General features: G+C 55.8%; 22 protein-coding genes. 20 read left to right on the top strand and 2 right to left on the bottom strand.

Annotated features, from left to right (window positions below):
* Positions 1 to 269 precede the first annotated feature (269 nt).
* The gene (gene csrD / locus AACV31_RS03875) at positions 270 to 2,210 is read right to left on the bottom strand and encodes an RNase E specificity factor CsrD (protein WP_075199385.1); all 1,941 of its coding nucleotides are present in this window, start codon (positions 2,208 to 2,210) and stop codon (positions 270 to 272) included.
* Between the two features lie 233 nt (positions 2,211 to 2,443).
* On the opposite strand from csrD, the gene acuI reads away from it, so the two are divergent.
* The 13 genes from acuI to AACV31_RS03810 all read left to right on the top strand — a co-directional run bounded on the left by acuI (position 2,444) and on the right by AACV31_RS03810 (position 15,364).
* On the top strand, positions 2,444 to 3,418 hold the full coding sequence (gene acuI, locus AACV31_RS03870; protein ID WP_075199384.1) for an acrylyl-CoA reductase (NADPH): 975 nt from the start codon (positions 2,444 to 2,446) through the stop codon (positions 3,416 to 3,418).
* 103 nt (positions 3,419 to 3,521) lie between these two features.
* Positions 3,522 to 4,526: a protein-methionine-sulfoxide reductase catalytic subunit MsrP gene (msrP, locus tag AACV31_RS03865; protein ID WP_165155595.1), complete on the top strand. Its 1,005-nt coding sequence runs from the start codon at positions 3,522 to 3,524 to the stop codon at positions 4,524 to 4,526.
* A complete protein-coding gene (gene msrQ, locus AACV31_RS03860) occupies positions 4,527 to 5,129 on the top strand; it encodes a protein-methionine-sulfoxide reductase heme-binding subunit MsrQ (protein WP_075199382.1) in 603 nt (200 codons plus the stop codon).
* 231 nt (positions 5,130 to 5,360) lie between these two features.
* Positions 5,361 to 5,813, top strand: coding sequence for a type II 3-dehydroquinate dehydratase (gene aroQ / locus AACV31_RS03855; protein ID WP_041923103.1), 453 nt, complete (start codon positions 5,361 to 5,363; stop codon positions 5,811 to 5,813).
* A 21-nt stretch (positions 5,814 to 5,834) separates the two neighbouring features.
* Positions 5,835 to 6,308 carry an acetyl-CoA carboxylase biotin carboxyl carrier protein gene (accB, locus tag AACV31_RS03850; protein ID WP_007766624.1) on the top strand — a complete coding sequence of 158 codons (474 nt, stop codon included), beginning with the start codon at positions 5,835 to 5,837 and terminating at the stop codon, positions 6,306 to 6,308.
* Between the two features lie 10 nt (positions 6,309 to 6,318).
* On the top strand, positions 6,319 to 7,668 hold the full coding sequence (accC, locus tag AACV31_RS03845; protein ID WP_007766622.1) for an acetyl-CoA carboxylase biotin carboxylase subunit: 1,350 nt from the start codon (positions 6,319 to 6,321) through the stop codon (positions 7,666 to 7,668).
* Between the two features lie 105 nt (positions 7,669 to 7,773).
* Positions 7,774 to 8,016, top strand: a complete 243-nt coding sequence (locus AACV31_RS03840) for a YhdT family protein (protein WP_007766620.1) — start codon at positions 7,774 to 7,776, stop codon at positions 8,014 to 8,016.
* The gene (gene panF, locus AACV31_RS03835; protein ID WP_161589574.1) at positions 8,006 to 9,460 is read left to right on the top strand and encodes a sodium/pantothenate symporter; all 1,455 of its coding nucleotides are present in this window, start codon (positions 8,006 to 8,008) and stop codon (positions 9,458 to 9,460) included. The genes AACV31_RS03840 and panF overlap by 11 nt, the downstream gene beginning before the upstream one ends.
* An 8-nt stretch (positions 9,461 to 9,468) precedes the next feature.
* A complete protein-coding gene (gene prmA / locus AACV31_RS03830; protein ID WP_165155593.1) occupies positions 9,469 to 10,350 on the top strand; it encodes a 50S ribosomal protein L11 methyltransferase in 882 nt (293 codons plus the stop codon).
* 180 nt (positions 10,351 to 10,530) lie between these two features.
* The gene (locus AACV31_RS03825) at positions 10,531 to 11,271 is read left to right on the top strand and encodes a carbonic anhydrase (RefSeq protein ID WP_165155591.1); all 741 of its coding nucleotides are present in this window, start codon (positions 10,531 to 10,533) and stop codon (positions 11,269 to 11,271) included.
* Positions 11,272 to 11,644: 373 nt separating this feature from the next.
* Positions 11,645 to 12,610, top strand: coding sequence for a tRNA dihydrouridine synthase DusB (gene dusB / locus AACV31_RS03820; protein WP_032807645.1), 966 nt, complete (start codon positions 11,645 to 11,647; stop codon positions 12,608 to 12,610).
* A gap of 25 nt (positions 12,611 to 12,635) precedes the next feature.
* Positions 12,636 to 12,932: a DNA-binding transcriptional regulator Fis gene (fis, locus tag AACV31_RS03815; RefSeq protein WP_000462905.1), complete on the top strand. Its 297-nt coding sequence runs from the start codon at positions 12,636 to 12,638 to the stop codon at positions 12,930 to 12,932.
* A gap of 329 nt (positions 12,933 to 13,261) precedes the next feature.
* Positions 13,262 to 15,364, top strand: coding sequence for a putative bifunctional diguanylate cyclase/phosphodiesterase (locus AACV31_RS03810; RefSeq protein WP_105537658.1), 2,103 nt, complete (start codon positions 13,262 to 13,264; stop codon positions 15,362 to 15,364).
* A gap of 41 nt (positions 15,365 to 15,405) precedes the next feature.
* On the opposite strand, the gene envR is transcribed toward AACV31_RS03810, so the two are convergent.
* Positions 15,406 to 16,053 carry an acrEF/envCD operon transcriptional regulator gene (gene envR / locus AACV31_RS03805; protein WP_165155589.1) on the bottom strand — a complete coding sequence of 216 codons (648 nt, stop codon included), beginning with the start codon at positions 16,051 to 16,053 and terminating at the stop codon, positions 15,406 to 15,408.
* A 379-nt stretch (positions 16,054 to 16,432) separates the two neighbouring features.
* Between envR and AACV31_RS03800 the strand changes: the two genes are divergently transcribed.
* The 7 genes from AACV31_RS03800 to AACV31_RS03770 all read left to right on the top strand — a co-directional run bounded on the left by AACV31_RS03800 (position 16,433) and on the right by AACV31_RS03770 (position 25,899).
* Positions 16,433 to 17,575: an efflux RND transporter periplasmic adaptor subunit gene (locus AACV31_RS03800; RefSeq protein WP_105537660.1), complete on the top strand. Its 1,143-nt coding sequence runs from the start codon at positions 16,433 to 16,435 to the stop codon at positions 17,573 to 17,575.
* Positions 17,576 to 17,584: 9 nt separating this feature from the next.
* Positions 17,585 to 20,704 (top strand): efflux RND transporter permease subunit, encoded by a 3,120-nt coding sequence (locus AACV31_RS03795; RefSeq protein ID WP_165155587.1) that lies wholly within the window; start codon positions 17,585 to 17,587, stop codon positions 20,702 to 20,704.
* A 348-nt stretch (positions 20,705 to 21,052) separates the two neighbouring features.
* Positions 21,053 to 21,274 carry a hypothetical protein gene (locus AACV31_RS03790; protein WP_007766599.1) on the top strand — a complete coding sequence of 74 codons (222 nt, stop codon included), beginning with the start codon at positions 21,053 to 21,055 and terminating at the stop codon, positions 21,272 to 21,274.
* Between the two features lie 480 nt (positions 21,275 to 21,754).
* Positions 21,755 to 22,780, top strand: coding sequence for an amino acid ABC transporter substrate-binding protein (locus AACV31_RS03785; RefSeq protein WP_007766597.1), 1,026 nt, complete (start codon positions 21,755 to 21,757; stop codon positions 22,778 to 22,780).
* 69 nt (positions 22,781 to 22,849) lie between these two features.
* On the top strand, positions 22,850 to 24,031 hold the full coding sequence (locus AACV31_RS03780; protein ID WP_165155585.1) for an amino acid ABC transporter permease: 1,182 nt from the start codon (positions 22,850 to 22,852) through the stop codon (positions 24,029 to 24,031).
* 3 nt (positions 24,032 to 24,034) lie between these two features.
* Complete coding sequence (locus AACV31_RS03775) at positions 24,035 to 25,132, top strand: amino acid ABC transporter permease (RefSeq protein WP_165155583.1); 1,098 nt, start codon at positions 24,035 to 24,037, stop codon at positions 25,130 to 25,132.
* A gap of 8 nt (positions 25,133 to 25,140) precedes the next feature.
* The gene (locus AACV31_RS03770) at positions 25,141 to 25,899 is read left to right on the top strand and encodes an amino acid ABC transporter ATP-binding protein (RefSeq protein WP_165155581.1); all 759 of its coding nucleotides are present in this window, start codon (positions 25,141 to 25,143) and stop codon (positions 25,897 to 25,899) included.
* The last annotated feature ends 296 nt before the right edge of the window (positions 25,900 to 26,195 follow it).

The following is a 26,195-nucleotide window of genomic DNA, read 5'->3' as shown; positions in this document are numbered from 1 at the left end:
ATCCGCTTACTTTACCAACCACACGAAGCAGCGACAAGGCGCAAAAAATGTTCTGCATCGGTGAAAAATAGTGCGGCTTTTCTTCTGTTAAACCGTCGCCGCCCCGGCCTTTCCGGCTGGCGATTTCGCGAGCGTTGCTGGCCCGACGACGTCTTATACATGAAGAGTTAAAGCCTGCGTCAATATGCTGCGACACTCTGGCCGGCAGGCGTGCGCCCCCTTAAGATGCAGCGCGCGTTATTCTACGTGAAAACAAGTTAAACGGCAGGTCAAACCGAGTATCTTTGCGAATATTTTTTCACATTAGTATCGAGAGGTTGCGAGGCAGCAAAAAAATCGCCCTGACCTCCCGTCACGCCACGCTCGACCAGCGTCTGCCATTCACTTTTGGTTCTGACGCCGGCGGCAAAAACCCGCGCCTGCGTTCCGTTGCACGCTTCCACCAGACTCTGTACAAAAAGCTGGTTTTCGGTGCGCTTGTTAATATCCCGCACCAGTCCCGGATGCAGCTTGATGATTTCGACATCCAGCGCTTTAATCCAGGCCGTACCGACCACCGTTAATCCCGCCTGCACCACCGCAATGCGAAGCCCAAGCGCCCTGATTAAACGCACCACCGGCTGTAAACGGCTGAGGTGTTGACAAACATCTGCCTCGGCAAGTTCAAAAAGAATGCGTTTTCGATGCGATTTTTCACATTGCATCAAGGTGTCGCGCAGCCAGCGCTGGAACGGCGGACGAATCAGCGACTCTACGGTGACCGGCAGCGCGAGGGTTTCGTCAGGCCAGAAGCGCAGGAAAGGCAGGACGCGGGTAATCAACTGACGATCGTACTGCTCAGCCAGGCCAAACTGCTGCACCATCGGCATATACTCCGCCGCCAGCACTTCTTCTTCGCCGTCAAAGATACGGCACATCAACTCGCGGTGATGAACATAGCCGTCACGCAAGACGGCGGGCTTTTGATAAAAGCGCGGGCCGCCGCGTTGCAGCGCATTTTCGATGAGCGTACGCCAGCGCACATTGCCGCGCCCTTTTTCCGGCAAGGAACTGTCATAGACCGCCCAGCCGTTGCCGCCCTGTAATACCGCGTTGCGGGCGGCCACTTCGGCATGCTCCATCACCTGTTCGGTCGTTTGCCCGCTGCGCCAGGCGCAGATGCCGATGTGCAGCATATCGCTGCTGTCGAGCATCCGGGTTGGCGGCAATGTCCCGACCGCTTTAAGCAACTGGCTGGCGATGCTGTCGGCTTCTTTCAGCGTGCGGTGCGGCAGCAGTACGGCGAAATCGCTGCGGAAATAGCGGGCCAGCAGGGCGCCAGGGTAGCGCATGATAAAGGTAGAAAGCATGTTGATAAGCGTAAAGAGATACTCTTCAACAGCAGTTTTGCCCCAACTCTCGCGCAACATGTCGAAATCCGGCAGGCGGATCATCATCACCACGCCGTGCGTCACGACGTTCTCCTGCTCCTCCAGCAACGTCGCCAGTTGGTTATCAAAGAAAATACGGTTACTTAGCCCGGTTTTGGCATCCTGGGCGGCGAAGGCGCGGATCAACGTATCCATACGACTGCGCTGCTCCCCGGCACGCTGTAATTCGGTCAGCAATACATCCAGCGCGCTGCTGGCGTGGCTGGGCCATTCGTGAATATTGCCGCGCGCGTTGGCGCCGCGCTCGCCGTTGAGGATGCGCACCGCGCGGCCTTCCAGCAGTTCCTGCCCTGCGAGCTGGCGTTTGATCCAGCGCACGGAGATATAAATGAGGATGACCATCAGCGCGAATGCCAGCGTCAACGGCGCGGTAGTCAGCAGAGAACGATAATAGTTGGCGAGCGGATCCTGCCAGGTTAAACGCAGCGTCATGCCAGGGTGTTTAATGAGAGGGACAGAGAGGTGGCGGGCGCGGGTCTGAAGCGTGGATTCCCGATAACTTTCGGGTCTCGTATGGCTGAAAACAACTTTACCGCCCATTTCAAACTCAATCAGCACGATATCCAGCGGCACCATCATTTCATCCAGGCGGTGCTGCATCATCTGCGGCGACTGAAAAACCAGTTCGTTATCGACCACGGACGCAACTGACGCGACACGCTGCGTCACTTTATGCTGAATGGCGTTAAAAAAACTCAGTGAGCAGCCAAGCAGCGTCACCAGCATCGCCATACCGACCAGCAGCGTGACAAAGGCGGAGAATTTCGTCGTTAAGCGCATCCTTGTGTTAACTCCGTGGTTGGATGTCACGCGGGGGAACCGCCTTTCGGTTCTTCACGCTAATGAACAGGTGGAAAGTGAGTACTAACTTTGAGTTCGAACCGCGCATACTACCAGAAATGGTTGAGCGGCTATGCAGTTTTCTTGCGGCAAATCGGCATAACGTTTCAATATGCGAGTATAGTCCTCAGGAATGATTTTCCCCACTTAAGTCGTTTTTAAGGAGCGTTAACATGCAGGCTTTACTTCTCGAACAGCAGGACGGCAAAACGCTGGCCTGTGTAAAACCTATAGAAGAAGCGATGCTGCCGCAGGCAGAAGTCACGGTCGATATCGACTGGTCAAGCCTTAACTATAAAGACGCGCTGGCCATCACCGGCAAAGGCAAAATCATTCGCGAATTTCCGATGGTGCCGGGCATCGATTTCGCGGGCGTTGTGCGCGAGAGCGCTGACGCGCGCTTTACGCCGGGCCAGCAGGTGCTCCTGACCGGCTGGGGCGTTGGCGAAAACCACTGGGGCGGCCTTGCCGAAACGGCGCGCGTGAAAGCCGACTGGCTGGTGCCGCTGCCGCAGGGGCTCGATGGACGTCAGGCGATGATTATCGGCACGGCGGGCTTTACGGCGATGCTGTGCGTGATGGCACTGGAAGAGGCAGGCGTGCGTCCGGAAAGCGGCGAAGTGCTCGTCACCGGCGCAAGCGGCGGCGTGGGCAGTACGGCGGTGGCGCTGCTGCATAATCTGGGGTATCAGGTTGTCGCCGTTTCCGGGCGCGAAAGTACGCATGATTACCTGAAAAGCCTCGGCGCCAGCCGTATTGTCGGCCGCGACGAGTTTGCCGAAAGCCGCCCGCTGGAGAAGCAGCTGTGGGCGGGCGCAGTAGACACCGTTGGCGATAAAGTGCTGGCGAAAGTGCTGGCGCAGACGAATTACGGCGGCTGCGTAGCGGCCTGCGGTCTGGCGGGCGGTTTCTCCCTGCCGACCACGGTGATGCCTTTTATATTGCGTAACGTGCGTCTGCAGGGCGTTGATTCCGTTATGACGCCTGCCCCGCGCCGCCTCGAAGCCTGGCAGCGCCTGGTGCGCGATCTGCCCGCCTCCTTTTATGAGCAGAGCGCGACCGAAATCACGCTGGACCAGGCCCCTGACTTCGCCGAGGCGATTATCAGCAACCGCGCGCAGGGCCGGACGCTGGTCAAAATTCGTTAAGCTAAAATTTATTTACAGATAATTAACCTCTCCACTCGCAGGCTGACTTGTGCCCTGTCATGATTAAGGCGTAGCGTTACGTGTCGTTATTGCGGAGCCGGTCATGAAAAAAGTCAGCCGTTTAACCGAAGCCGATGTCACCGCCGAGTCGGCTTTCTTTATGCAGCGCCGTCAGGTGCTCAAAGCCCTGGGCATTACTACTGCGGCGCTCTCGCTGCCCACCGCCGCCCACGCGGATGTGCTCTCCTGGTTTAAAGGGAATGACCGCCCCAAAGCGCCCGCCGGCGCGCCGCTTGATTTCACGCGGCCCGCGCAGTATCAGGCGAAACTTGACCTGACGCCGGAAAACAAAGTTACGGGCTATAACAACTTCTATGAATTTGGGCTGGATAAAGCCGACCCTGCCGCAAACGCCGGTGTCCTGAAAACGAATCCATGGACGCTGAAGATTGACGGAGAAGCGGCGAAGCCGCTGACGCTGGATCACGACGACCTCACCAAAAAGTTTCCGCTGGAAGAGCGCATTTACCGGATGCGCTGCGTCGAAGCCTGGTCGATGGTCGTGCCGTGGATAGGTTTCCCGCTGCATAAACTGCTCGCGCTGGTGGAGCCCACCAGCAACGCGAAATATGTCGCCTTCAAGACGCTGTACGCGCCCGAGATTATGCCGGGCCAGAAAGACCGCTTTATCGGCGGCGGCCTGGAGTACCCGTATGTCGAGGCATTGCGGCTCGATGAGGCGATGCACCCGCTTACGATGCTGACAACCGGCGTTTACGGCAAAGCGCTGCCTCCGCAAAACGGCGCGCCGGTGCGTCTGACTGTACCTTGGAAATATGGCTTTAAAGGCATTAAGTCGATAGTCAGCATTACGCTGACCCGCGAACGCCCGCCGACCACGTGGAACCTTGCCGCGCCGGATGAATATGGTTTTTACGCTAACGTGAATCCGCATGTCGATCATCCGCGCTGGTCGCAGGCCAGCGAGCGCGTGATTGGCGCAGGCGGCGTACTGGATGTGAAGCGCCAGCCGACGCTGCTGTTCAACGGCTACGCCGACGAGGTGGCATCGCTCTATAAAGGCCTCGATCTGCGGGAGAACTTCTGAGTGCGTTTAACAGCAAAACAGATTACCTGGCTGAAAGTGGCGCTGCATCTCGCCGCCTTTTTACCGCTGGTGTGGCTTTTCTATGCCGCAAGCCAGGGCTTATTCAGCGCCGATCCGGCGAAAGATATCCAGCATTTTACCGGCAGAATGGCGCTAAAATTGCTGCTTGCCACATTGCTCGTGACCCCGCTGACCCGCCTGTTAAAGCAGCCGTTGCTTATCCGCACCCGGCGTTTGCTGGGCTTGTGGTGCTTTGCGTGGGCGACGCTGCATCTGGTGAGCTATTCGCTACTGGAGCTGGGGCTAAGCAATCTGTCGCTGCTGGGCAGCGAGCTGGTCTCGCGCCCCTATCTGACGCTCGGTGTTATCAGCTGGCTTATTCTACTGGCGCTGGCGCTGACTTCTTTCCAGGCGGCGCAGCGAAAACTCGGTCGCCGGTGGCAAACGGTGCATAACTTCATCTATCTGGTGGCGATACTCGCGCCGATTCACTATCTGTGGTCAGTGAAGATCCTGTCGCCGCAACCCATTCTTTACGCGCTTGGCGCGATTATCCTGCTGGCATGGCGCTACAAAAAGTTGCGTCAATGGTGGCGAACGTGACGCGTTTATGTGCGTTTTCCCGCACTTCTGTTATTCCCCGATAACGTTTTCCTGAGGGTGGTTGATAATCTTCCCTGATAAGACCAGTATTTAGCTGCCAAATGCTACGAAATCGTTATAATGTGCGACTTTGGTTTTTCAGCCGGGGCTTTTTACTCGCCGACGGGTGACAACCAGACGATGAAGGTATATTTTGACATTTACCGGAAGATGGCAGGAGATAGCGCCAGGATGACCGAGAAATTTCACATTTTGCTTTTGAACGGCCCGAATCTTAACATGCTGGGCACCCGTGAGCCGGAGAAGTACGGCACACAGACGCTGGAACAAATTGTTAACGAACTCGCCGCTGTCGCGCAGCAGTTGAATGTGTCGCTCGATCACCTGCAATCCAACGCTGAATATGCCCTTATCGACCGAATTCATCAGGCTAAAGACAAGATTGACTATATCCTGATCAATCCGGCCGCGTTTACGCATACTAGCGTGGCGCTGCGCGACGCGCTGCTGTCGGTGAATATCCCGTTTATCGAGATCCACCTGAGCAATGTGCACGCACGAGAGCCTTTCCGGCATCATTCATACCTTTCAGATATCGCAGCCGGCGTCATCTGCGGTTTAGGCGCCGACGGCTATACCTATGCTTTACAGACGGCGGTCAAACGCCTGTCACAATCACACTAAACAAGAGTACGGAACCCACTCATGGATATTCGTAAGATTAAAAAACTGATCGAGCTGGTTGAAGAATCAGGCATCGCTGAACTGGAAATTTCTGAAGGCGAAGAGTCTGTACGTATCAGCCGTTCCCCGGCTAATACGGGCTTCCCGATGATGCAGCAGGCGTATGCCGCGCCAATGATGCAGCCCCAGCCGGCCCTGTCTAACGCTGTTGCTCCGGCTGCCGCTCCGGCGATGGAAGCTCCGGCTGCCGCAGAAGTCAGTGGTCACATCGTACGTTCCCCGATGGTTGGTACCTTCTATCGTACCCCGAGCCCGGATGCGAAAGCGTTTGTGGAAGTAGGCCAGAAAGTCAACGTGGGCGACACCCTGTGCATCGTTGAAGCGATGAAAATGATGAACCAGATCGAATCCGACAAAGCAGGCGTTGTGAAAGCGATCCTGGTGGAAAGCGGTCAGCCAGTAGAATTTGACGAGCCGCTGGTTGTCATCGAATAACGAGGCGAACATGCTGGATAAAATTGTCATCGCTAACCGCGGCGAAATCGCACTACGTATTCTTCGTGCCTGTAAAGAACTGGGCATCAAGACCGTCGCTGTGCATTCCACTGCGGACCGCGATCTGAAACACGTATTGCTGGCTGACGAGACCGTGTGCATCGGTCCGGCGCCGTCAGTCAAAAGCTATCTGAACATCCCGGCAATCATCGCAGCCGCTGAAATTACTGGCGCGGTAGCTATTCACCCGGGTTATGGCTTCCTCTCTGAGAACGCCAATTTCGCCGAGCAGGTTGAGCGCTCCGGCTTTATCTTCATTGGCCCGAAAGCTGACACCATCCGTCTGATGGGCGATAAAGTGTCTGCGATCACCGCGATGAAAAAAGCGGGCGTACCGACCGTACCGGGCTCTGACGGCCCGCTGGGCGACGATATGGATAAGAACCGCGCCCATGCGAAACGCATCGGCTACCCGGTGATTATCAAGGCATCTGGCGGCGGCGGCGGTCGCGGTATGCGCGTTGTGCGCAGCGATGCTGAACTGGCGCAGTCCATCTCCATGACCAAAGCGGAAGCGAAAGCCGCTTTCAGCAACGATATGGTCTACATGGAGAAGTACCTGGAAAACCCACGCCACATCGAAATTCAGGTGCTGGCGGATGGTCAGGGCAACGCTATCTATCTGGCGGAACGCGACTGCTCTATGCAGCGTCGTCACCAGAAAGTCGTCGAAGAAGCGCCAGCGCCGGGCATTACCCCGGAACTGCGTCGTTATATCGGCGAGCGCTGCGCGAAAGCGTGTGTGGATATCGGCTATCGCGGCGCGGGTACGTTCGAGTTCCTGTTTGAAAACGGCGAGTTCTACTTTATCGAGATGAACACCCGTATTCAGGTAGAGCATCCGGTGACCGAGATGATCACAGGTGTTGACCTTATCAAAGAGCAGTTGCGTATCGCTGCCGGTCAGCCGCTCTCTATCAAACAGGAAGAAGTCGTGGTCAAAGGCCATGCGGTCGAATGCCGTATCAACGCCGAAGACCCGAACACGTTCCTGCCAAGCCCGGGTAAAATCACGCGCTTCCATGCGCCGGGCGGCTTTGGCGTTCGTTGGGAATCGCATATTTACGCCGGTTATACCGTACCGCCGTATTACGACTCCATGATCGGCAAGCTCATCTGCTATGGCGAAAACCGCGACGTGGCGCTGGCCCGTATGCGTAACGCCCTGCAGGAGCTGATCATCGACGGCATCAAAACCAACGTTGATCTGCAGACCCGCATCATGAACGACGAAAACTTCCAGCACGGTGGAACAAACATCCACTACCTGGAGAAGAAACTGGGCCTGCAAGAAAAATAAGCCCCGTTTCCCTGCACAAGGCCAGCTCTGCTGGCCTTTATTTTTTGTGCCTCCCCTGAAGTGCCAGGGTACAATCGCCGCTTTCTTCACTGACAGGGTATGACCATGGACAAACGTTTTGTTCAGGCCCATAAAGAAGCGCGCTGGGCGCTGTGGCTGACCCTCCTCTATCTTGCCGCCTGGTTGGTGGCCGCTTACTTACCTGATTCGCAACAGGGGATCACCGGCCTGCCGCACTGGTTTGAGATGGCCTGCCTGCTGGTGCCGCTGCTGTTTATTCTGCTTTGCTGGCTGATGGTGCGCGTGATTTTCCGCGACATTCCTCTGGAGGATAACGATGCAGCATGACGTCATTGTGCCGCTTGTCGCCTATTTGCTGGTGGTGTTTGGCCTGTCGCTGTATGCGATGAAGCGCCGCGGCAGCGGCAATTTTCTGAATGAATATTTTCTCGGCAGCCGCTCGATGGGCGGCGTGGTGCTGGCGATGACGCTGACCGCCACTTATATCAGCGCCAGCTCGTTTATCGGCGGGCCGGGCGCCGCGTATAAATATGGGCTCGGCTGGGTGCTGCTGGCGATGATTCAGCTGCCTGCCGTCTGGCTGTCGCTCGGTATTCTCGGCAAGAAATTCGCTATTCTTGCGCGGCGTTATAACGCCGTGACGCTTAACGATATGCTCTACGCGCGCTTTCAGAGCCGCCTGCTGGTATGGCTGGCGAGCCTGAGCCTGCTGGTGGCGTTTATCGGCGCCATGACGGTGCAGTTTATCGGCGGTGCGCGCCTGCTGGAGACGGCAGCGGGCATCCCTTACGAAACCGGCCTGCTGATTTTCGGCATCAGTATTGCGCTCTACACCGCGTTCGGCGGTTTTCGCGCGAGCGTCCTTAACGACACGCTGCAGGGGCTGGTGATGCTTATCGGCACCACCGTCTTACTGATAGGCGTGGTCCATGCGGCAGGCGGGCTGCACAGCGCGGTGGATAAGCTTCAGCATATCGATCCGAAACTGGTGTCGCCGCAGGGCGCGGAAGATATGCTGTCGCCCGCGTTTATGACGTCGTTCTGGGTGCTGGTCTGTTTCGGGGTGATCGGCCTGCCGCATACGGCGGTACGCTGTATCTCGTATAAAGACAGCAAAGCCGTGCATCGCGGCATTATTCTCGGCACGATTGTCGTGGCGATTTTGATGCTGGGGATGCATCTTGCCGGTGCGCTGGGTCGCGCGGTATTGCCGGATTTACATGTGCCCGATCTGGTTATCCCGACGCTGATGGTGACGGTTCTGCCGCCCTTCGCCGCCGGGATCTTCCTCGCCGCGCCGATGGCTGCGATCATGTCGACGATCAACGCGCAGCTGTTGCAGTCTTCCGCGACGATCGTCAAAGATCTGTGGCTGAATCTCCGTCCGGCGGAGATCCACAACGAGAAACGCCTGAAGCGGATGTCATCGCTGATTACATTAGTGCTGAGCGTCCTGCTGCTGCTGGCCGCGTGGCGTCCGCCTGAGATGATTATCTGGCTCAACCTGCTGGCCTTTGGCGGGCTGGAAGCCGTGTTCCTCTGGCCGCTGGTGCTGGGCCTTTACTGGGAGCGCGCCAATGCGGCAGGCGCGCTGTCCGGTATGATTGTCGGCGGCGTGCTTTACGCGCTGCTGGCCACGTTTAAAATACAGCTGTTCGGCTTTCATCCGATTGTGCCGTCCCTGCTGTTGAGTCTGCTGGCCTTTGTGGTGGGTAACCTTTTCGGTCGCCCGGTTCCGCAGGCCGCGCCTGTTTCCTCTGTTAATGAATGAGTAATGCCATGCCCTGGATCCAACTGAAAATAAACACCACTGGCGCTAACGCCGAAGCGATTAGCGATGCGCTGATGGAAAGCGGCGCGGTCTCCGTGACCTTCCAGGACACCCACGACACGCCGGTGTTCGAGCCGCTGCCGGGTGAAACACGCCTGTGGGGCGATACCGACGTCATCGGCCTGTTTGACGCGGAAACAGACATGCAGGATGTGGTAGCCATGCTGGAAAACGCCCCGCTTCCCGGCGCAGGCTTCGCCCATAAAATCGAGCAGCTGGAAGATAAAGACTGGGAGCGTGAATGGATGGATAACTTCCACCCGATGCGCTTCGGCGAAAGGCTGTGGATCTGCCCAAGCTGGCGCGACGTGCCGGATGAGAATGCCGTTAACGTGATGCTCGATCCGGGCCTGGCGTTCGGCACCGGCACACACCCGACGACCGCCCTTTGCCTGCAGTGGCTGGACGGGCTGGATCTGGCCGGTAAAACCGTTATCGATTTCGGCTGCGGCTCCGGCATTCTGGCGATTGCGGCGCTGAAATTGGGCGCGGCGAAAGCGATCGGCGTGGATATCGACCCGCAGGCGATTCAGGCGAGCCGCGATAATGCCGAGCGCAACGGCGTCTCGGAGCGTCTGGAGCTTTATCTTCCGGAAAACCAGCCCGCGAATATGCAGGCTGACGTCGTGGTTGCCAATATCCTTGCTGGCCCGCTGCGCGAACTCGCGCCGCTAATTAGCGTACTGCCGGTTCAGGGCGGGCAACTGGGCCTTTCCGGTATTCTGGCAAGCCAGGCACAAAGCGTATGCGAGGCGTATGACGCGCTGTTTACGCTCGATCCGGTCGTGGAAAAAGAAGAGTGGTGCCGGATTACCGGCGTGAAGCGCTAAAGTCCATCACTAACGGCTAAAGCATCAATCGTTACAAAAAAGCGCGGCATTATCTGCGCTTTTTTATTTTTTTATACACGGTTTGATTTTTGGGTCACTCGCCATAACCGTATAATAACTGTGTGAAATATATATTTCACAAATGAGAAAGCATTAATTATTCACACAGAGAATTCGTTTATGGCTACGAAAATTGCTCGTTCCGTTTGGCTCGCCCTGAGTCTGTTCCCCGCCCTGGCGATGGCCTCTCACTGGAGTTATGAAGGTGAAGGCGCGCCCGATCACTGGGGATCGCTGGATCCGGATTTCAGCCTGTGCCAGAAAGGCATGAACCAGTCCCCTATTGATATTGATAGCACGCTAAAAGCCCACGTGGTGCCGCTGAACACGCACTATATCGACGGCCCGTCGCTGATCCTCAATAACGGCCATACTATTCAGGCGACGCTGCCGGAAACCACGCAAGATAGCGTCCTGATCGACGGCGTGGCGTATCGCCTCCAGCAGTTCCATTTCCATGCGCCAAGTGAAAATACGCTCCACGGTAAGCATTACGATCTTGAAATGCATCTGGTGCATAAAAACGCAGCCGGTGAGACAGCGGTTGTCGCGGTAATGTTTAAAACCGGAGCGGCGAACGCCGAACTTGAGAAGCTCTGGCAGGCGCTGCCTGACCATGCCGACGCCAGCCAACCGCTGACCGCCGCTATCGATATCAATAAACTGTTGCCGAAAGATAAGACGTACTATCGTTTTAGCGGTTCGCTGACCACGCCGCCCTGCAGTGAAGGTATCGCCTGGCTTGTGCTGAAGCATCCACTGACGCTGTCAGCAGAGCAACTCAATAAATTCAAACAGGTTATGCATCACGATAATAACCGCCCCGTGCAGCCTCTTCACGGGCGTGTAGTTGTAGAATAATCCACTACGGGCGGAAAAGTCCGCCCGCCTTTTAACCAGCATTTCCGCCCTTCTTCGCAGGATCCACCAGCGACATAACGAGACTCAGATCGCATTTTATCGCTTAATTCGCACAATTTATCGCCGTTTATCCCGCTTCTGCGCCTGCCGTTTCGTTAAAAAAAGAACGATTTCCGGGATTTTTTTCACGCGTGTTTTTTCAGCGATTTTGCTTAACGTTATGATTGTTAAGTTTAATTTATTAAGGGATTCAGTACAGATGCCGATTCATTGATCTGTCGCATCGGATTGTTCAAAGTTTGGCCTTTCATCTCGTGCAAAAAATGCGTAATATACGCCGCCTTGCAGGCACAGTATGGTCATTTCTTCACTCATGCGTATCGGACACTACCAGCTCAGAAATCGCCTGATCGCAGCCCCGATGGCTGGCATTACAGACAGACCGTTTCGGACGCTGTGCTACGAGATGGGAGCAGGGTTAACCGTTTCTGAGATGATGTCCTCTAACCCGGAAGTCTGGGCGAGCGATAAATCCCGGTTGCGGATGGTACATGTGGATGAGCCGGGTATTCGCACGGTGCAAATTGCCGGCAGCGTGCCCGAAGAGATGGCGGAAGCCGCGCGTATTAACGTGGATAACGGCGCCCAGATTATTGATATAAATATGGGTTGCCCGGCTAAAAAAGTGAATCGCAAGCTGGCAGGTTCAGCCCTTCTGCAATACCCGGAACTGGTGAAGTCTATCCTGACCGCGGTAGTTAACGCAGTGGACGTTCCCGTTACGCTGAAAATTCGCACCGGCTGGGATCCGGCTAACCGTAACTGTGTAGAAATTGCCCAATTGGCTGAAGAATGTGGTATTCAGGCGCTGACGATTCATGGCCGCACGCGCGCCTGTTTGTTTCAGGGCAACGCAGAATACGACAGCATTCGGACAGTTAAGCAGAAGGTCTCCATTCCGGTTATTGCGAATGGCGACATTACTTCCCCGCATAAAGCCAGAGCTGTGCTCGACTATACAGGGGCTGATGCTCTGATGATAGGTCGCGCGGCTCAGGGAAGACCCTGGATCTTTCGGGAAATCCAGCACTATCTGGACACTGGGGAGTTGCTGCCCCCTCTGCCTCTGGCAGAGGTTAAGCGTTTGCTTTGCGCGCACGTTCGGGAATTGCATGACTTTTACGGCCAGGCAAAGGGGTACCGAATCGCGCGTAAACATGTGGCCTGGTATCTCCAGGAACATGCTCCAGATGACCAGTTTCGGCGCACATTCAACGCCATTGAGGATGCCAGCGAACAGCTGGAGGCGTTGGAGGCATACTTCGAAAATTTTGCGTAAACAGAAATAAAGAGCTGACAGAACTATGTTCGAACAACGCGTAAATTCTGACGTACTGACCGTTTCTACCGTTAACTCTCAGGATCAGGTGACTCAAAAGCCCCTGCGTGACTCGGTAAAACAGGCACTGAAGAACTATTTTGCTCAACTGAATGGTCAGGATGTTAATGATCTGTATGAGCTGGTACTGGCTGAAGTAGAACAGCCCCTGTTGGACATGGTGATGCAATACACCCGCGGCAACCAGACCCGCGCTGCGCTGATGATGGGTATCAACCGCGGTACGCTGCGTAAAAAACTGAAAAAATACGGCATGAACTAAGTTCGCTTAGTAAATTGCTGATTAAAAAGGCGCGAACCGGCATGGGGAAGCGCCTTTTTTGTTTTCTGCCGATCGCCCTGCCGCCGTTCTCCCGCCTGGCCTGACAAATACCGCCCCCGCGCTACACTAATGTCAGTATCGTGCCAGAAATATCGGCGCCGTAGCGACATTGCTGAACACGGTTATACCTGTCAAATCCATTGACAATAAGGGGTCTTAAATCGCTTCCGCCGGGTTTTCGGCAGTGATAATGTTCAGCGCTCCCTCTACACTCCGCAGGCCCGCCAGGTAAGGCCTGAGGATGCACGACCCTTTTTGGATGAGACGCCATGCTGGTTAGTCATTACGACCATGTTCTTGTTGTGACCTCTTTTATTGTGGCTATCCTGGCGTCAAGCACCGCGCTGAATATGGCCGGGCGCGTGACCACCAGCAGCGGCCACGTCGCGCGCATCTGGCTGGTGGGCGGCAGCGTCGCAATGGGCATCGGCATCTGGGCGATGCATTTTATCGGCATGCTGGCGATGAGCCTGCCTGTCACGCTAAGTTATGACCCCCTCATTACCACGGCATCGCTGCTTATCGCCATCGGCTCCGCGTTGTTCGCGCTATGGCTGGTGTCCGGCGCTGAGCTAAAAGCCTCTCGTCTTATTCCGGGCTCGCTTGTTCTGGGCTGCGGTATTGCCGCGATGCACTATACCGGCATGGCGGCGCTGCTGGTGGAGCCGGGCATTATCTGGGCCTGGGGATGGGTGGCGCTGTCAGTGGTGATTGCTCTGTTGGCCTCGGTGGCCGCGCTGTGGCTCACTTTCCGGCTGCGCCAGGATGTGGGCCACGTCGCGCTGATGCGCGCGGGGGCCGCCATCATTATGGGGATTGCGATTGCGGGCATGCATTATACCGGTATGCTGGCGGCCAATTTTCCCGGCCACACCCATGCCACGCATATGGGCGTGAATACCCGCTGGCTGGCGCTGGTCGTGACGCTGGTGACGCTTGCGATACTCGGGATCTCGCTACTGATGTCGATGTTCGACGCCCGTCTGCAGGCGCGCACCTCGCTGCTCGCCTCTTCACTGGCTGAAGCGAATAAAGAACTGGCCCAGCTGGCGCTGCACGACACGCTCACGCGCCTGCCGAATCGTATCCTGCTTGAAGATCGTCTCGATCAGGCGATTAGCAAAGCCGATCGCGAAGAGAGCCGTTTCGCGCTGATGTTTATGGATCTCGACGGCTTTAAAGCCGTCAATGACGCCTACGGACATAACACGGGCGACCGGCTCCTGGTTGCCGTGACCGAGCGCCTGAAGGAACAGCTTAAAGGGCAGTTTACGCTGGCGCGTATCGGCGGCGATGAGTTCGTATTACTGGCGGAAACCGATCAGCCCAACGACGCGGCGGGGCTTGCCAATGCCCTGGTCCACGCATTCGATACGCCTTTTACCATTGAGCCTTATGAAGTTGTGGTGACGATCAGCATCGGCATCGCCTTCTACCCGCACGACGGTAAAAATAGCCGTGAACTGCTGTTTAATGCCGATGCCGCGATGTACCACACCAAGCACACCGGCCGTAACGGTTACAGTTTTTTCCAGCCTTCCATGAACACCCAGGCGCAGACCCAGCTTCAGCTGATGAACGATCTCTGGCTGGCGCGCGAGCGTAAAGAGCTTCGCCTTGTTTATCAGCCAAAATTCCAGGCGCCTTCCGGACCGGTTGTCGGTTTTGAGGCGCTGCTGCGCTGGCAGCATCCGCAATATGGGCTGCTCTCGCCTGATGCGTTTCTGCCGCTGGCGGAAAAAACCGGGATGATTATTAATATTGGCGAATGGGTGCTGGACGAAGCCTGCCGTCAGTTGAATGAGTGGCACCAGGCGGGCCACACCGCCTGGTCGGTTGCCGTGAATCTCTCCACGATGCAGTTTGAGCAGCCGGGCCTGGTGGAGATGGTAATGGGCTGTCTTGAACGCCATCAGATAGCCCCGGAGAAACTGATTCTGGAAGTGACCGAAACCACGGCCATGAGTAATCCGGATGAAAGTGTGCGATTGCTTACCCGGCTCACGGAGCTCGGCGTGAAAGCGTCGATTGACGATTTCGGCACAGGTTATTCGAGCCTGCTTTATCTGAAGCGGCTGCCCGCCAGCGAACTAAAAATCGACCGCGCCTTTGTGAATGAATTACGCGCCGAGGGCGAGGATGCGACGATTGTTTCCGCCATTGTGGCGCTGGCGAAGACCCTTAATCTGCGTGTGGTGGCCGAAGGGGTGGAAACGGTTGAACAGCAGCAGTTCCTCACGGAGCTTGGCTGCAACACCTTACAGGGCTATTTGCTCGGCAAACCGCTGCCACCGGAGGTGATCACGCGCGAAGGTGAAAATCTGGCGCACCCTCAGCCGGTAACGGTAACAGAAGAAAGCGCCTCAGGCTAACCGCCACGCCAGCGGCCACCAGGCGGCTGGCGAAAAGGCCATTATTTTTGATTACCTGGTTGCGCGCCGTTATTCTCCGGGCGCGGCAACATGCGCAATATATTGTCCACCAGCGCGGGCGCCTGACTGAAAAGATCGCAGGCGTCGGGTTGAAATAACCAGTTTTTAAGAATACCACTCAGGCAACCGTGTAAAATCGTTAACATGATATCGACATCCAAAGAACCGGCGATTTGTTTATCCGCGATGCCCTGCCGCAATAATTCCCCCACATAACGCCGACTGAACCCGATACGCTCGCGGATTTCGCCCTCCGGCATCATCGCTTCATCAAATTCGCATTTACGGTAAAGAATTTGCAGCAGCGCGCGCTGACGTGGACTGCTGGCGATATATTGTAGCGCGGCAATGAATGTTTCCCGTAATAAACGTAAAGGATCGCGCCACGCCTCCTCTGAAATGGCCGGGCGAATGATATCTCTCACCGGTAATTGCTGCTGCCAGATTGCATTAAACAATTCCGCCTTACTGGTGAAATGCCAGTACACCGCGCCGCGCGTCACCTGCGCGGCCTGTGCGATATCAGTAAGCGTGGTATGCGCGACACCTTGCTCGGCAAACATAAAAATGGCGGCATCGATCAGTTGCTGGCGCGTCTTGAGCGCCTCTTGTTTGGTTCTCCGGGCCATAAATCACCTTGCCTTTTCCTGGCGGGGTAGACATTAAAATAGCTGTGCCGTTTTTATCACATCCTGGCTTTTTAAGGGTGTGATTTTTATATATAGATTTAAAGAATGAATTAATAATTAAAATACAAAATATAAATACATTTCATTCGTGACATGTTTTCGCGCAGGCTGTAACAAACTCATTTCGGAAATCATAAAAATAAAAATAAATGAAGCACATTCTTTGCTTTCTGATGCTTTTCGCTGTCCGAATAAATAAGGAATGCTGACACAGACGCTGGATTATTTGTACGATAGCGCTTTGTTATTTTCAGCTCATCCATATTCCTGCTACCGGCCTGACGGTGGATATCGTATTTATGCTAATAAAGGAACAGCAATGACCAATTATGCCAGGCTTCTGCTTATGCCTCTTGGCCTGTACTTCTGTGTGTCAGGGATGACAGGTTGTGATTCTCAAACTGATAACGCGCCTGCCGCCGCCGCGCCGCAGGTGACCGTGCATATCGTGCAGCCTTCACCCGTCGCGGTGGTCACCGAACTGCCGGGCCGCACCCGCGCGTTTCGCGTAGCCCAGGTTCGTCCGCAGGTCAGCGGTATTATCCTCAGCCGAAACTTTACCGAAGGCGCTGATGTTAACGCAGGTGACTCGCTCTACCAGATAGATCCCGCGATGTATCAGGCGGCGTGGCAGAGCGCCAGAGGGGATCTCGCGAAAGCGCAGGCCGCGGCCGAGATGGCCCGCCTGACGGTAAAACGTTACGCGGCGCTGACGGGCACGCAGTACATCAGCAAGCAGGAATATGACGAGGCGGTAGCAAGTGCTCATCAGGCAGAGGCGAGCGTCGCGGCAGCGAAAGCCGCGCTTGAGAGCGCCAGAATCAATCTGGCCTGGACGAAAGTCACCTCGCCAATCAGCGGGCGCATCGGCAAATCCAGCGTGACCGAAGGCGCCCTGGTGACCAACAGCCAGGCGAGCGAACTGGCGACGGTTCAGCAGCTCGATCCGATGTATGTGGACGTCACGCAATCCAGCACCGACTTCCTGCGCCTGAAAAATGCGATGGCCCAGGGGAACGTTGAAAAAGAAGCCGATGCCGGGAACGTCGAACTGGTGATGGAAAACGGCGATACCTATCCGCTGAAAGGCCAGTTGCAGTTCTCCGATGTAACCGTCGATGAGAGCACCGGCTCGATTACGCTGCGCGCTATTTTCCCGAACCCACAACATCTCCTGCTGCCAGGGATGTTCGTGCGCGCCCGCATTCACGAAGGAATTCAGCCTGACGCCATTCTGGTGCCTCAACAGGGCGTGACGCGCACGCCGCGCGGCGAGGCGATGGTTATGGTCGTCAACGAGAAAAATCAGGTGGAAAACCGCAGCGTCACGACAAGTCAGGCCATTAAAGAGAACTGGCTCGTCACCAGCGGGCTTAAAACGGGCGAGAAAGTCATCGTCAGCGGACTGCAAAAAGCGCATCCGGGCGCCGTCGTCACGCCCGTTACTGTGCCTGCGAAATAAGGTAACGCTATGGCTAACTTCTTTATCCAACGCCCTATTTTCGCCTGGGTTCTGGCGATAATCATGATGATGGCGGGCGCGCTGGCGATCTTACAGCTTCCCATCGCCCAGTACCCGACTATCGCCCCGCCTGCTATTGCGGTTTCGGCGACGTATCCGGGCGCCGATGCGCAGACGGTGCAGGACACCGTAACACAGGTTATCGAGCAGAACATGAATGGCATCGATAACCTGATGTACATGTCTTCCACCAGTGACTCCGCGGGCGGCGTAACCGTCACGCTCACCTTTACCTCCGGCACTGACCCGGACATCGCCCAGGTGCAGGTGCAAAATAAGCTGCAGCTCGCCATGCCGCTGCTGCCGCAGGAGGTCCAGCAACAGGGCGTGAGCGTCGAGAAATCCAGCAGTAGTTATCTGCTGGTTGCCGGGTTTATCAGTGACAACCCGCTGCTGACCCAGGAAGACATCGCTGACTACGTCTCTTCGGATGTTAAAGACACGATCAGCCGCACCAATGGCGTCGGCGACGTGCAGTTGTTTGGCGCGCAATATGCCATGCGCATCTGGCTTGATACGCATGCGATGAATAACTACCAGCTCACGCCGCTGGACGTTATCAATCAACTGAAAGCGCAGAATAACCAGATAGCCGCAGGCCAGCTCGGCGGCACGCCCGCCGTGCCGGGGCAGCAGCTTAACGCGTCGATCATCGCCCAGACGCGGCTTAAAGATCCGCAGGAGTTTGGCCGCGTTATGTTGAAGGTCAACCCGGACGGCTCGCAGGTGCGCCTGCGCGACGTGGCGCGGATTGAACTGGGCGGCGAGAACTACAATATGCTGACCAAAATTAACGGTCAGCCCGCCACGGGGCTTGGGATCAAACTTGCTACCGGCGCCAACGCGCTGGATACCGCAAAGGCGATTAAAACGACGCTTGCCGATTTACAGCACTATTTTCCGCAGGGCATGAAGGTGGTTTATCCCTACGACACCACCCCGTTTGTGAAAATCTCCATTCACGAAGTGGTGAAAACGCTGTTTGAAGCCATCGTCCTGGTTTTCCTGGTGATGTACCTGTTCCTGCAAAACCTGCGGGCGACGCTTATCCCTACCATCGCCGTGCCGGTGGTGCTGCTCGGCACCTTCGCGGTGCTGGCGGCGTTCGGCTATTCCATCAATACCCTGACGATGTTCGGGATGGTGCTGGCGATAGGGCTGCTGGTGGATGACGCCATCGTGGTGGTCGAAAACGTTGAACGCGTGATGGTGGAAGAGAAACTGCCGCCTAAAGAGGCGACGCAGCTGTCGATGTCGCAGATTCAGGGCGCGCTGGTGGGGATCGCGATGGTGCTCTCTGCCGTTTTCGTGCCGATGGCGTTCTTTGGCGGCTCGACCGGCGCTATCTACCGGCAATTCTCCGTGACTATCGTCTCCTCCATGGCGCTTTCCGTGCTGGTGGCATTAATTCTCACGCCAGCCCTGTGCGCCACGCTGCTCAAACCGGCGGCGGACCATCATCACGAGAAGAAAGCGAAGTTTTTCGTCTGGTTCAATGCGCGCTTTGATCTGAGCGTAAACCACTACACCCAGAGCGTGGGCGGTATTCTGCATAAAACCGGGCGCTATCTTTTACTCTATCTGCTGATTGTGGCGGGTATGACGGTGCTGTTTGTCCGCCTGCCGACATCCTTCCTGCCGGAAGAAGATCAGGGTGTCTTTATGACGATGGTGCAGCTGCCGTCGGGCGCGACGCAGGCGCGCACTCAGCAGGTGCTCGACCAGGTGACGCATTACTATCTCAACGATGAGAAAGCCAATGTGGACTCGGTATTTACCGTCAGCGGCTTTAGCTTCAGCGGTCAGGGGCAAAACGCCGGGATTGCGTTTATCAGCCTTAAGCCGTGGGAGGAGCGCCCCGGTCATGAAAACAGCGTCGGGGCGATTGTTTCCCGCGCAAGCCATGCATTCAGCAAGCTCCAGGACGGGCTGGTTTTTCCGTTTAACCTCCCGGCCATTCTTGAACTGGGCACCGCCACCGGCTTTGACTTCGAGCTGAAAGATCAGGCCAACCTGGGGCATGACGCGCTGACGCAGGCGCGCAATCAGTTGCTGGGCATGGTTCATGAGCATCCGGACGTGCTGACGCGCGTGCGCCCGAATGGCCTTGAAGATACGCCGCAGTTCAAACTGGATGTCGATCAGGAGAAAGCGCAGGCGCTGGGCGTGTCGATTCCGGACATTAACCAGACGATTATGACGGCGCTGGGCGGCACCTACGTCAATGACTTTATCGACCGGGGCCGTGTGAAAAAAGTCTATGTCCAGGCCGATGCGATGTTCCGTATGTTGCCGTCTGATATCGGCGCTATTTACGTGCGCGGCAGCGGCGGTGATATGGTGCCGCTGTCTGCGTTTACCACGTCGCACTGGATCTACGGCTCACCACGCCTGGAGCGTTACAACGGGATGCCATCCATGGAAATTCTGGGTGAGGCGGCGCCTGGCAGAAGTACCGGCGAAGCGATGGCGCTCATGGAGAGCCTCGCCGCGAAACTGCCCTCTGGCATTGGCTACGACTGGACCGGGCTCTCTTATCAGGAACGCCTTTCCGGCAACCAGGCGCCCGCGTTATACGCCATTTCGCTGGTGGTGGTGTTTCTGTGCCTGGCGGCGCTTTATGAAAGCTGGTCGATTCCGTTTTCGGTGATGCTGGTGGTGCCGCTGGGCATTATCGGCGCGCTGCTGGCAGCGTCGCTGCGCGGGCTCAATAACGACGTTTATTTCCAGGTGGGCCTGTTGACGACAATCGGGTTGTCGGCGAAAAACGCCATTTTGATTGTCGAGTTCGCGAAGGATCTGATGGAAAAAGAGGGACGCAGCCTGACGGAGGCGACGCTTGAAGCGGTGCGCTTACGCCTGCGTCCGATTCTGATGACATCGCTGGCGTTTATTCTTGGCGTACTGCCGCTGGTGCTTAATCGCGGTGCGGGCAGCGGTGCCCAGAACGCGGTCGGCACCGGCGTGATGGGCGGTATGCTCAGCGCCACGCTACTGGCAATTTTCTTCGTGCCGGTCTTTTTCGTGGTGATCCGCCGACGCTTTATGAAGCCAAACGGCAATGCGTAAGCCGTAATTAACGGGCGCCTTAACGGCGCCCCCTTTTATTTTCTTTACCTGATTTGCCATCGTCGATTATGATCAAAAGCACCGCAAGCCCTTATCAGCATTACATTATTATTTAAGACGTCATTACGGCGCGCGATGTTGCTAATTTTCATCCTCCATAATTCCTTCACATTACCCCTGATTCGCACCTCGCTTATCCATCATTTTTACATTTCACATGAATTGCAATTATTGTCCTCTCAACGCAGGGCCATGCGCGTGATAACCTTCTTTTACTGGCCGCTGCCGATAAATGATTAATGTATTCGAATCGTTTCGGAACGGCGATTTATTCTGTAGAGGTGAATGATGAAAAAAGTAATTCCCGCCGCGCTGCTGTGTACGTTACTGGCTGGTTGCGCCCATGATTCTCCTTGCGTACCCGTTTATGACGATCAGGGCCGTCTGGTGCATACCAACACATGCATGAAAGGCACCACGCAGGATAACTGGGAAACCGCAGGCGCTGTCGCAGGCGGTGCCGCTGCGCTCGCCGGGTTAACGATGGGCATTATCGCGCTGAGTAAATAAACGGAAACCGGCGGGCCTCTGCGCCCGCCTCGTTGCTTTAAAACAGTGCAGATTTTTGTCATAAGGTAAAATTTTGGCATTGCTTTGGCGCATAATAAAAAAGCAGCCTTTAAAGCATGTTCTTTTTTAGCGTCGCTGCTTTGTTATTTTAAATCCCCGCGTGAGTTATCTCACAGGTTTGTTCGTTGATTGTTCCTGCAATATTAACGTAGTAAATCATCTTCCTGCCTTCTGAATAAAACGCTGATTATTTTGCTCCAAAATGTGGCGTGCATAGTCTTTTTGCACTTTTTCAGTGCGCTTATTTATTTCTTTTATGTCTACACTTCGCTTAATACATCTGAGCATGGCTTTTTAAGCCTGATGTAAACCTGGCACTCCCTTTGCTTTACCCCCTATGGCTTATGCCACAGACAGCAAACTGGCGCCTCCCGGTCGCCTTATATCTATAACGATAATTCTCGCCACACAGGATGCATTATGAAGAAGATGATGATCGCCACTCTGGCCGCCGCAGGCACGCTGTTCGCCGTTGCTAACCAGGCCCATGCCGGGGCCACGCTGGACAGTGTGAAAAAGAAAGGTTTTGTGCAGTGCGGCATCAGTGACGGTTTGCCGGGCTTTTCCTATGCGGATGCCGGCGGCAAGTTTACCGGTATCGACGTTGACGTCTGCCGTGGCGTGGCTGCTGCTGTCTTTGGCGACGCGTCAAAAGTGAAATATACCCCGCTGACCGCGAAAGAGCGCTTCACCGCGCTGCAATCCGGCGAAGTGGACGTACTTTCCCGTAACACCACCTGGACGTCATCACGCGATGCGGGCATGGGTATGTCTTTCACTGGCGTGACCTATTACGACGGCATCGGCTTCCTGACCCATAACAAAGCGGGCCTGAAAAGCGCTAAAGAGCTGGATGGCGCAACCGTGTGTATCCAGGCCGGTACTGATACCGAGCTGAACGTGGCGGATTACTTTAAAGCCAACAATATGAAATATACGCCGGTCACCTTCGATCGTTCCGATGAATCGGCCAAAGCGCTGGAATCCGGACGCTGCGATACGCTGGCCTCTGACCAGTCTCAGCTCTACGCGCTGCGCATTAAGCTCAGCAACCCGGCTGAGTGGCTGGTTCTGCCGGAAGTTATCTCTAAAGAGCCGCTGGGCCCGGTTGTTCGCCGTGGCGATGAGGAGTGGTTCTCCATTGTGCGCTGGACGCTGTTCGCCATGCTGAACGCCGAAGAGATGGGTATCGACTCCAAAAACGTGGACGCCAAAGCGGCTAATCCTTCCACGCCGGATATGGCGCATCTGTTAGGGAAAGAAGGCGACTACGGTAAGGACCTGAAGCTTGATAACAAGTGGGCGTATAACATCATTAAGCAGGTCGGTAACTATGGCGAGATCTTCGAGCGTAACGTTGGCCAGGAAAGCCCGCTGAAGATCAAACGCGGCCAGAACAACCTCTGGAATAAAGGCGGTATTCAGTATGCGCCGCCGGTGCGTTAAGCATTATGCCGTTACGGGCGTCGCTGTCGCGGCGCCCAGCCCAGAGTTATGGTTGCCTGAGGTTTACCTATGTTGCATCGACGCCCTGGCGTGAAAGGACCTCTCTCCCTTTCCAGCCCTGCGGTTCGCGCGTGGCTGTACCAGATTGTGGCGATTGCTGTCGTGCTTGGCATCGCCGCGTATTTAATTCATAACACTATTACCAACCTGAACAGCCGGGGTATTACCTCAGGGTTTGCGTTTCTTGACCGCAGCGCCGGGTTTGGCATCGTTCAGCATCTGATTGATTACCAGGAAGGCGACACGTATGGCCGCGTTTTCCTGGTCGGTCTGATGAATACGCTGCTGGTCTCCGCGCTCTGTATCGTTTTCGCCTCTTTTCTCGGCTTTTTTATCGGTCTTGCGCGACTCTCCGATAACTGGCTGCTGCGTAAACTCTCCACGGTTTATATCGAGACTTTCCGCAATATTCCGCCGCTGTTGCAGATCTTTTTCTGGTATTTCGCGGTGCTGCGTAATTTGCCGGGCCCCCGGCAGGCGGTCAGCGCGTTCGATCTGGCGTTTTTAAGCAACCGCGGGCTTTATCTGCCGTCACCCGAGGCGGGAGAAGGCGCGCTGGCCTTTGTGGCCGCGCTGGTTATCGCGTTGGCACTTTCCGCCGGATTGTATCGCTTTAATAAAAAATACCAGATGAAGACGGGCCAGCTGCGGCGTACCTGGCCGACGCTGCTGCTGCTTATTATCGTGCTGCCATTACTGGCGCATCTGGCGTTCGGCCCTGCGCTGCGCTGGGATGTGCCTGTGCTGCGCGGGTTTAACTTCCGCGGCGGGCTGGCGCTCATCCCGGAGCTGGCAGCGCTCACGCTGGCGCTTTCCGTTTATACCTCCGCGTTTATCGCTGAGATTATTCGCGCCGGGATTTTATCCGTCCCGTACGGCCAGCATGAGGCAGCCCGCTCGTTAGGCCTGCCGAACCCGGTCACGCTGCGCCAGGTGATCATTCCGCAGGCGATGCGCGTCATTATTCCGCCATTAACCAGCCAGTATCTGAACATTGTGAAGAATTCATCGCTCGCGGCCGCCATCGGTTACCCCGATATGGTGTCGCTGTTTGCCGGTACGGTGCTGAACCAGACCGGGCAGGCGATTGAAACGATCGCTATTACGATGTCGGTATACCTGATTATCAGCCTGTCGATTTCGCTGCTGATGAACCTTTATAACCGACGTATAGCCCTGGTGGAGCGCTAAGCCATGACGACGAATGCGATATCCCCTGCTCCTGCGCGTCCGGTTAACCGCGGCGCGCTGGTCTGGATGCGTAAAAACCTGTTCTCCAGCTGGAGCAACAGCCTGCTGACGCTGTTTTGCCTCTGGATGATGTGGGAGCTGATCCCACCGCTGCTGAACTGGGCCTTTTTTCAGGCCAACTGGGTGGGCAGCACACGCGCCGACTGCACCAAAGAAGGCGCCTGCTGGGTATTTATTCACGCCCGCTTCGGCCAGTTTATGTATGGGCTCTATCCGCACGACGAGCGCTGGCGCATTAATCTGGCGCTGATTATCGGCCTGCTGTCCATTGCGCTGATGTTCTGGCGCGCGCTGCCGCGACGCGGACGCTATATCGCCTGCTGGGCCATCGCGTATCCCGTTGTGGTGTGGTGGCTGCTGTATGGCGGTTTTCTGGGGCTTGAGCGCGTCGAAACCCGCCAGTGGGGCGGCCTGACGCTGACGCTGATTATCGCCTCGGCGGGGATAGCCGGCGCGCTGCCGCTGGGGATTCTGCTGGCGCTGGGGCGTCGTTCCGGAATGCCGGTAGTACGGGTGCTTTCGGTGATTTTTATTGAGTTCTGGCGCGGCGTACCGCTTATCACGGTGCTGTTTATGTCATCCGTGATGCTGCCGCTGTTTATGGCGGAAGGAACCAGCATCGACAAGCTTATCCGCGCGCTGGTCGGGGTGATTCTGTTCCAGTCCGCGTATGTGGCGGAAGTGGTTCGCGGCGGCTTGCAGGCGCTCCCTAAAGGCCAGTACGAAGCAGCGGAATCGCTGGCGCTGGGCTACTGGAAAACACAGGGGCTGGTGATCCTGCCGCAGGCGTTGAAGCTTGTGATACCGGGCCTGGTCAATACCATCATCGCCCTTTTTAAAGACACCAGTCTGGTCATTATTATCGGGCTTTTCGATCTTTTCAGCAGCGTGCAACAGGCGACTGTCGATCCCGCCTGGCTCGGGATGTCGACGGAGGGCTATGTTTTTGCCGCGCTGATCTACTGGATCTTCTGCTTTAGCATGTCGCGCTACAGCCAGCATCTGGAAAAGCGCTTTCACACCGGGCGTACGCCGCACTAAGGATAACCATGAGTCAAATAACACTGCAGCCTGCCGACGCGATGATTACGCTGGAAAACGTCAATAAATGGTACGGACAGTTTCACGTACTTAAAGATATTAACCTGAAGGTAAAACAGGGAGAGCGCATCGTGTTGTGCGGGCCATCGGGCTCCGGGAAATCGACCACGATCCGCTGTATCAATCATCTGGAAGAATATCAGCAGGGGCGCATTGTGGTCGATGGCATTGAGCTGAACGACGACCTGCGCAATATCGAAAAGGTACGTACCGAAGTAGGCATGGTATTTCAGCACTTTAATCTGTTCCCCCACCTGACCGTATTGCAGAACTGTACACTGGCGCCGATTTGGGTGCGTAAGCTCCCCAAAAAAGAGGCGGAAGCGCTGGCGATGCATTATCTGGAAAGGGTGCGTATTGCAGAACATGCGCATAAATTTCCGGGGCAGATCTCCGGTGGACAACAGCAACGCGTGGCGATTGCCCGCTCGTTATGCATGAAGCCGAAAATTATGCTGTTTGATGAGCCGACGTCGGCGCTCGATCCGGAAATGGTTAAAGAGGTGCTCGACACGATGATTGGACTCGCGGAATCCGGTATGACGATGTTATGCGTTACCCATGAAATGGGGTTTGCGCGCACGGTGGCAGACCGGGTTATCTTTATGGATCGCGGCGAAATTGTAGAGGAGGCGCCGCCGCAGGCGTTTTTCTCAAATCCCCAGTCAGAACGTACCCGCGCCTTTCTCTCTCAGGTTATTCACTGATCGTCCTTTCGCCCCGCCGGTTCGGTGGGGCGCTTATTGTTATATGCTTTGTACTCTGGATAAGACATGAACCACACGGTTTCGCCACAGGTGACGAATTGCATTGAGGACAGGAGAGGATATTCTGGTTCAGGAAGAATATTGAGGGGTAAAGTAAAACTCGTTGGCAGGTACTAAATCATCAATCGTGGATCGTATAAAAGCAAAAACCCCTCAGCAGTGCTGAGGGGTTCTTTAATTGATGTCTGGCAGTTCCCTACTCTCGCATGGGGAGACCCCACACTACCATCGGCGCT

This window comes from Cronobacter sp. EKM101R (assembly GCF_963888145.1).
GTDB classification, from domain to species: Bacteria; Pseudomonadota; Gammaproteobacteria; order Enterobacterales; family Enterobacteriaceae; genus Cronobacter; species Cronobacter turicensis.
This window is presented reverse-complemented; position numbering and strand designations above follow the sequence as displayed.

Excerpts from the sequence above, each read along its gene's own strand:
- csrD (WP_075199385.1), bottom strand. The coding sequence starts at position 2,210 with ATGCGCTTAACGACGAAATTCTCCGCCTTTGTCACGCTGCTGGTCGGT.
- acuI (WP_075199384.1), top strand. The coding sequence starts at position 2,444 with ATGCAGGCTTTACTTCTCGAACAGCAGGACGGCAAAACGCTGGCCTGT.
- msrP (WP_165155595.1), top strand. The coding sequence starts at position 3,522 with ATGAAAAAAGTCAGCCGTTTAACCGAAGCCGATGTCACCGCCGAGTCG.
- aroQ (WP_041923103.1), top strand. The coding sequence starts at position 5,361 with ATGACCGAGAAATTTCACATTTTGCTTTTGAACGGCCCGAATCTTAAC.
- accB (WP_007766624.1), top strand. The coding sequence starts at position 5,835 with ATGGATATTCGTAAGATTAAAAAACTGATCGAGCTGGTTGAAGAATCA.
- accC (WP_007766622.1), top strand. The coding sequence starts at position 6,319 with ATGCTGGATAAAATTGTCATCGCTAACCGCGGCGAAATCGCACTACGT.
- AACV31_RS03840 (WP_007766620.1), top strand. The coding sequence starts at position 7,774 with ATGGACAAACGTTTTGTTCAGGCCCATAAAGAAGCGCGCTGGGCGCTG.
- panF (WP_161589574.1), top strand. The coding sequence starts at position 8,006 with ATGCAGCATGACGTCATTGTGCCGCTTGTCGCCTATTTGCTGGTGGTG.
- prmA (WP_165155593.1), top strand. The coding sequence starts at position 9,469 with ATGCCCTGGATCCAACTGAAAATAAACACCACTGGCGCTAACGCCGAA.
- AACV31_RS03825 (WP_165155591.1), top strand. The coding sequence starts at position 10,531 with ATGGCTACGAAAATTGCTCGTTCCGTTTGGCTCGCCCTGAGTCTGTTC.
- dusB (WP_032807645.1), top strand. The coding sequence starts at position 11,645 with ATGCGTATCGGACACTACCAGCTCAGAAATCGCCTGATCGCAGCCCCG.
- fis (WP_000462905.1), top strand. The coding sequence starts at position 12,636 with ATGTTCGAACAACGCGTAAATTCTGACGTACTGACCGTTTCTACCGTT.
- AACV31_RS03810 (WP_105537658.1), top strand. The coding sequence starts at position 13,262 with ATGCTGGTTAGTCATTACGACCATGTTCTTGTTGTGACCTCTTTTATT.
- envR (WP_165155589.1), bottom strand. The coding sequence starts at position 16,053 with ATGGCCCGGAGAACCAAACAAGAGGCGCTCAAGACGCGCCAGCAACTG.
- AACV31_RS03800 (WP_105537660.1), top strand. The coding sequence starts at position 16,433 with ATGACCAATTATGCCAGGCTTCTGCTTATGCCTCTTGGCCTGTACTTC.
- AACV31_RS03795 (WP_165155587.1), top strand. The coding sequence starts at position 17,585 with ATGGCTAACTTCTTTATCCAACGCCCTATTTTCGCCTGGGTTCTGGCG.
- AACV31_RS03790 (WP_007766599.1), top strand. The coding sequence starts at position 21,053 with ATGAAAAAAGTAATTCCCGCCGCGCTGCTGTGTACGTTACTGGCTGGT.
- AACV31_RS03785 (WP_007766597.1), top strand. The coding sequence starts at position 21,755 with ATGAAGAAGATGATGATCGCCACTCTGGCCGCCGCAGGCACGCTGTTC.
- AACV31_RS03780 (WP_165155585.1), top strand. The coding sequence starts at position 22,850 with ATGTTGCATCGACGCCCTGGCGTGAAAGGACCTCTCTCCCTTTCCAGC.
- AACV31_RS03775 (WP_165155583.1), top strand. The coding sequence starts at position 24,035 with ATGACGACGAATGCGATATCCCCTGCTCCTGCGCGTCCGGTTAACCGC.
- AACV31_RS03770 (WP_165155581.1), top strand. The coding sequence starts at position 25,141 with ATGAGTCAAATAACACTGCAGCCTGCCGACGCGATGATTACGCTGGAA.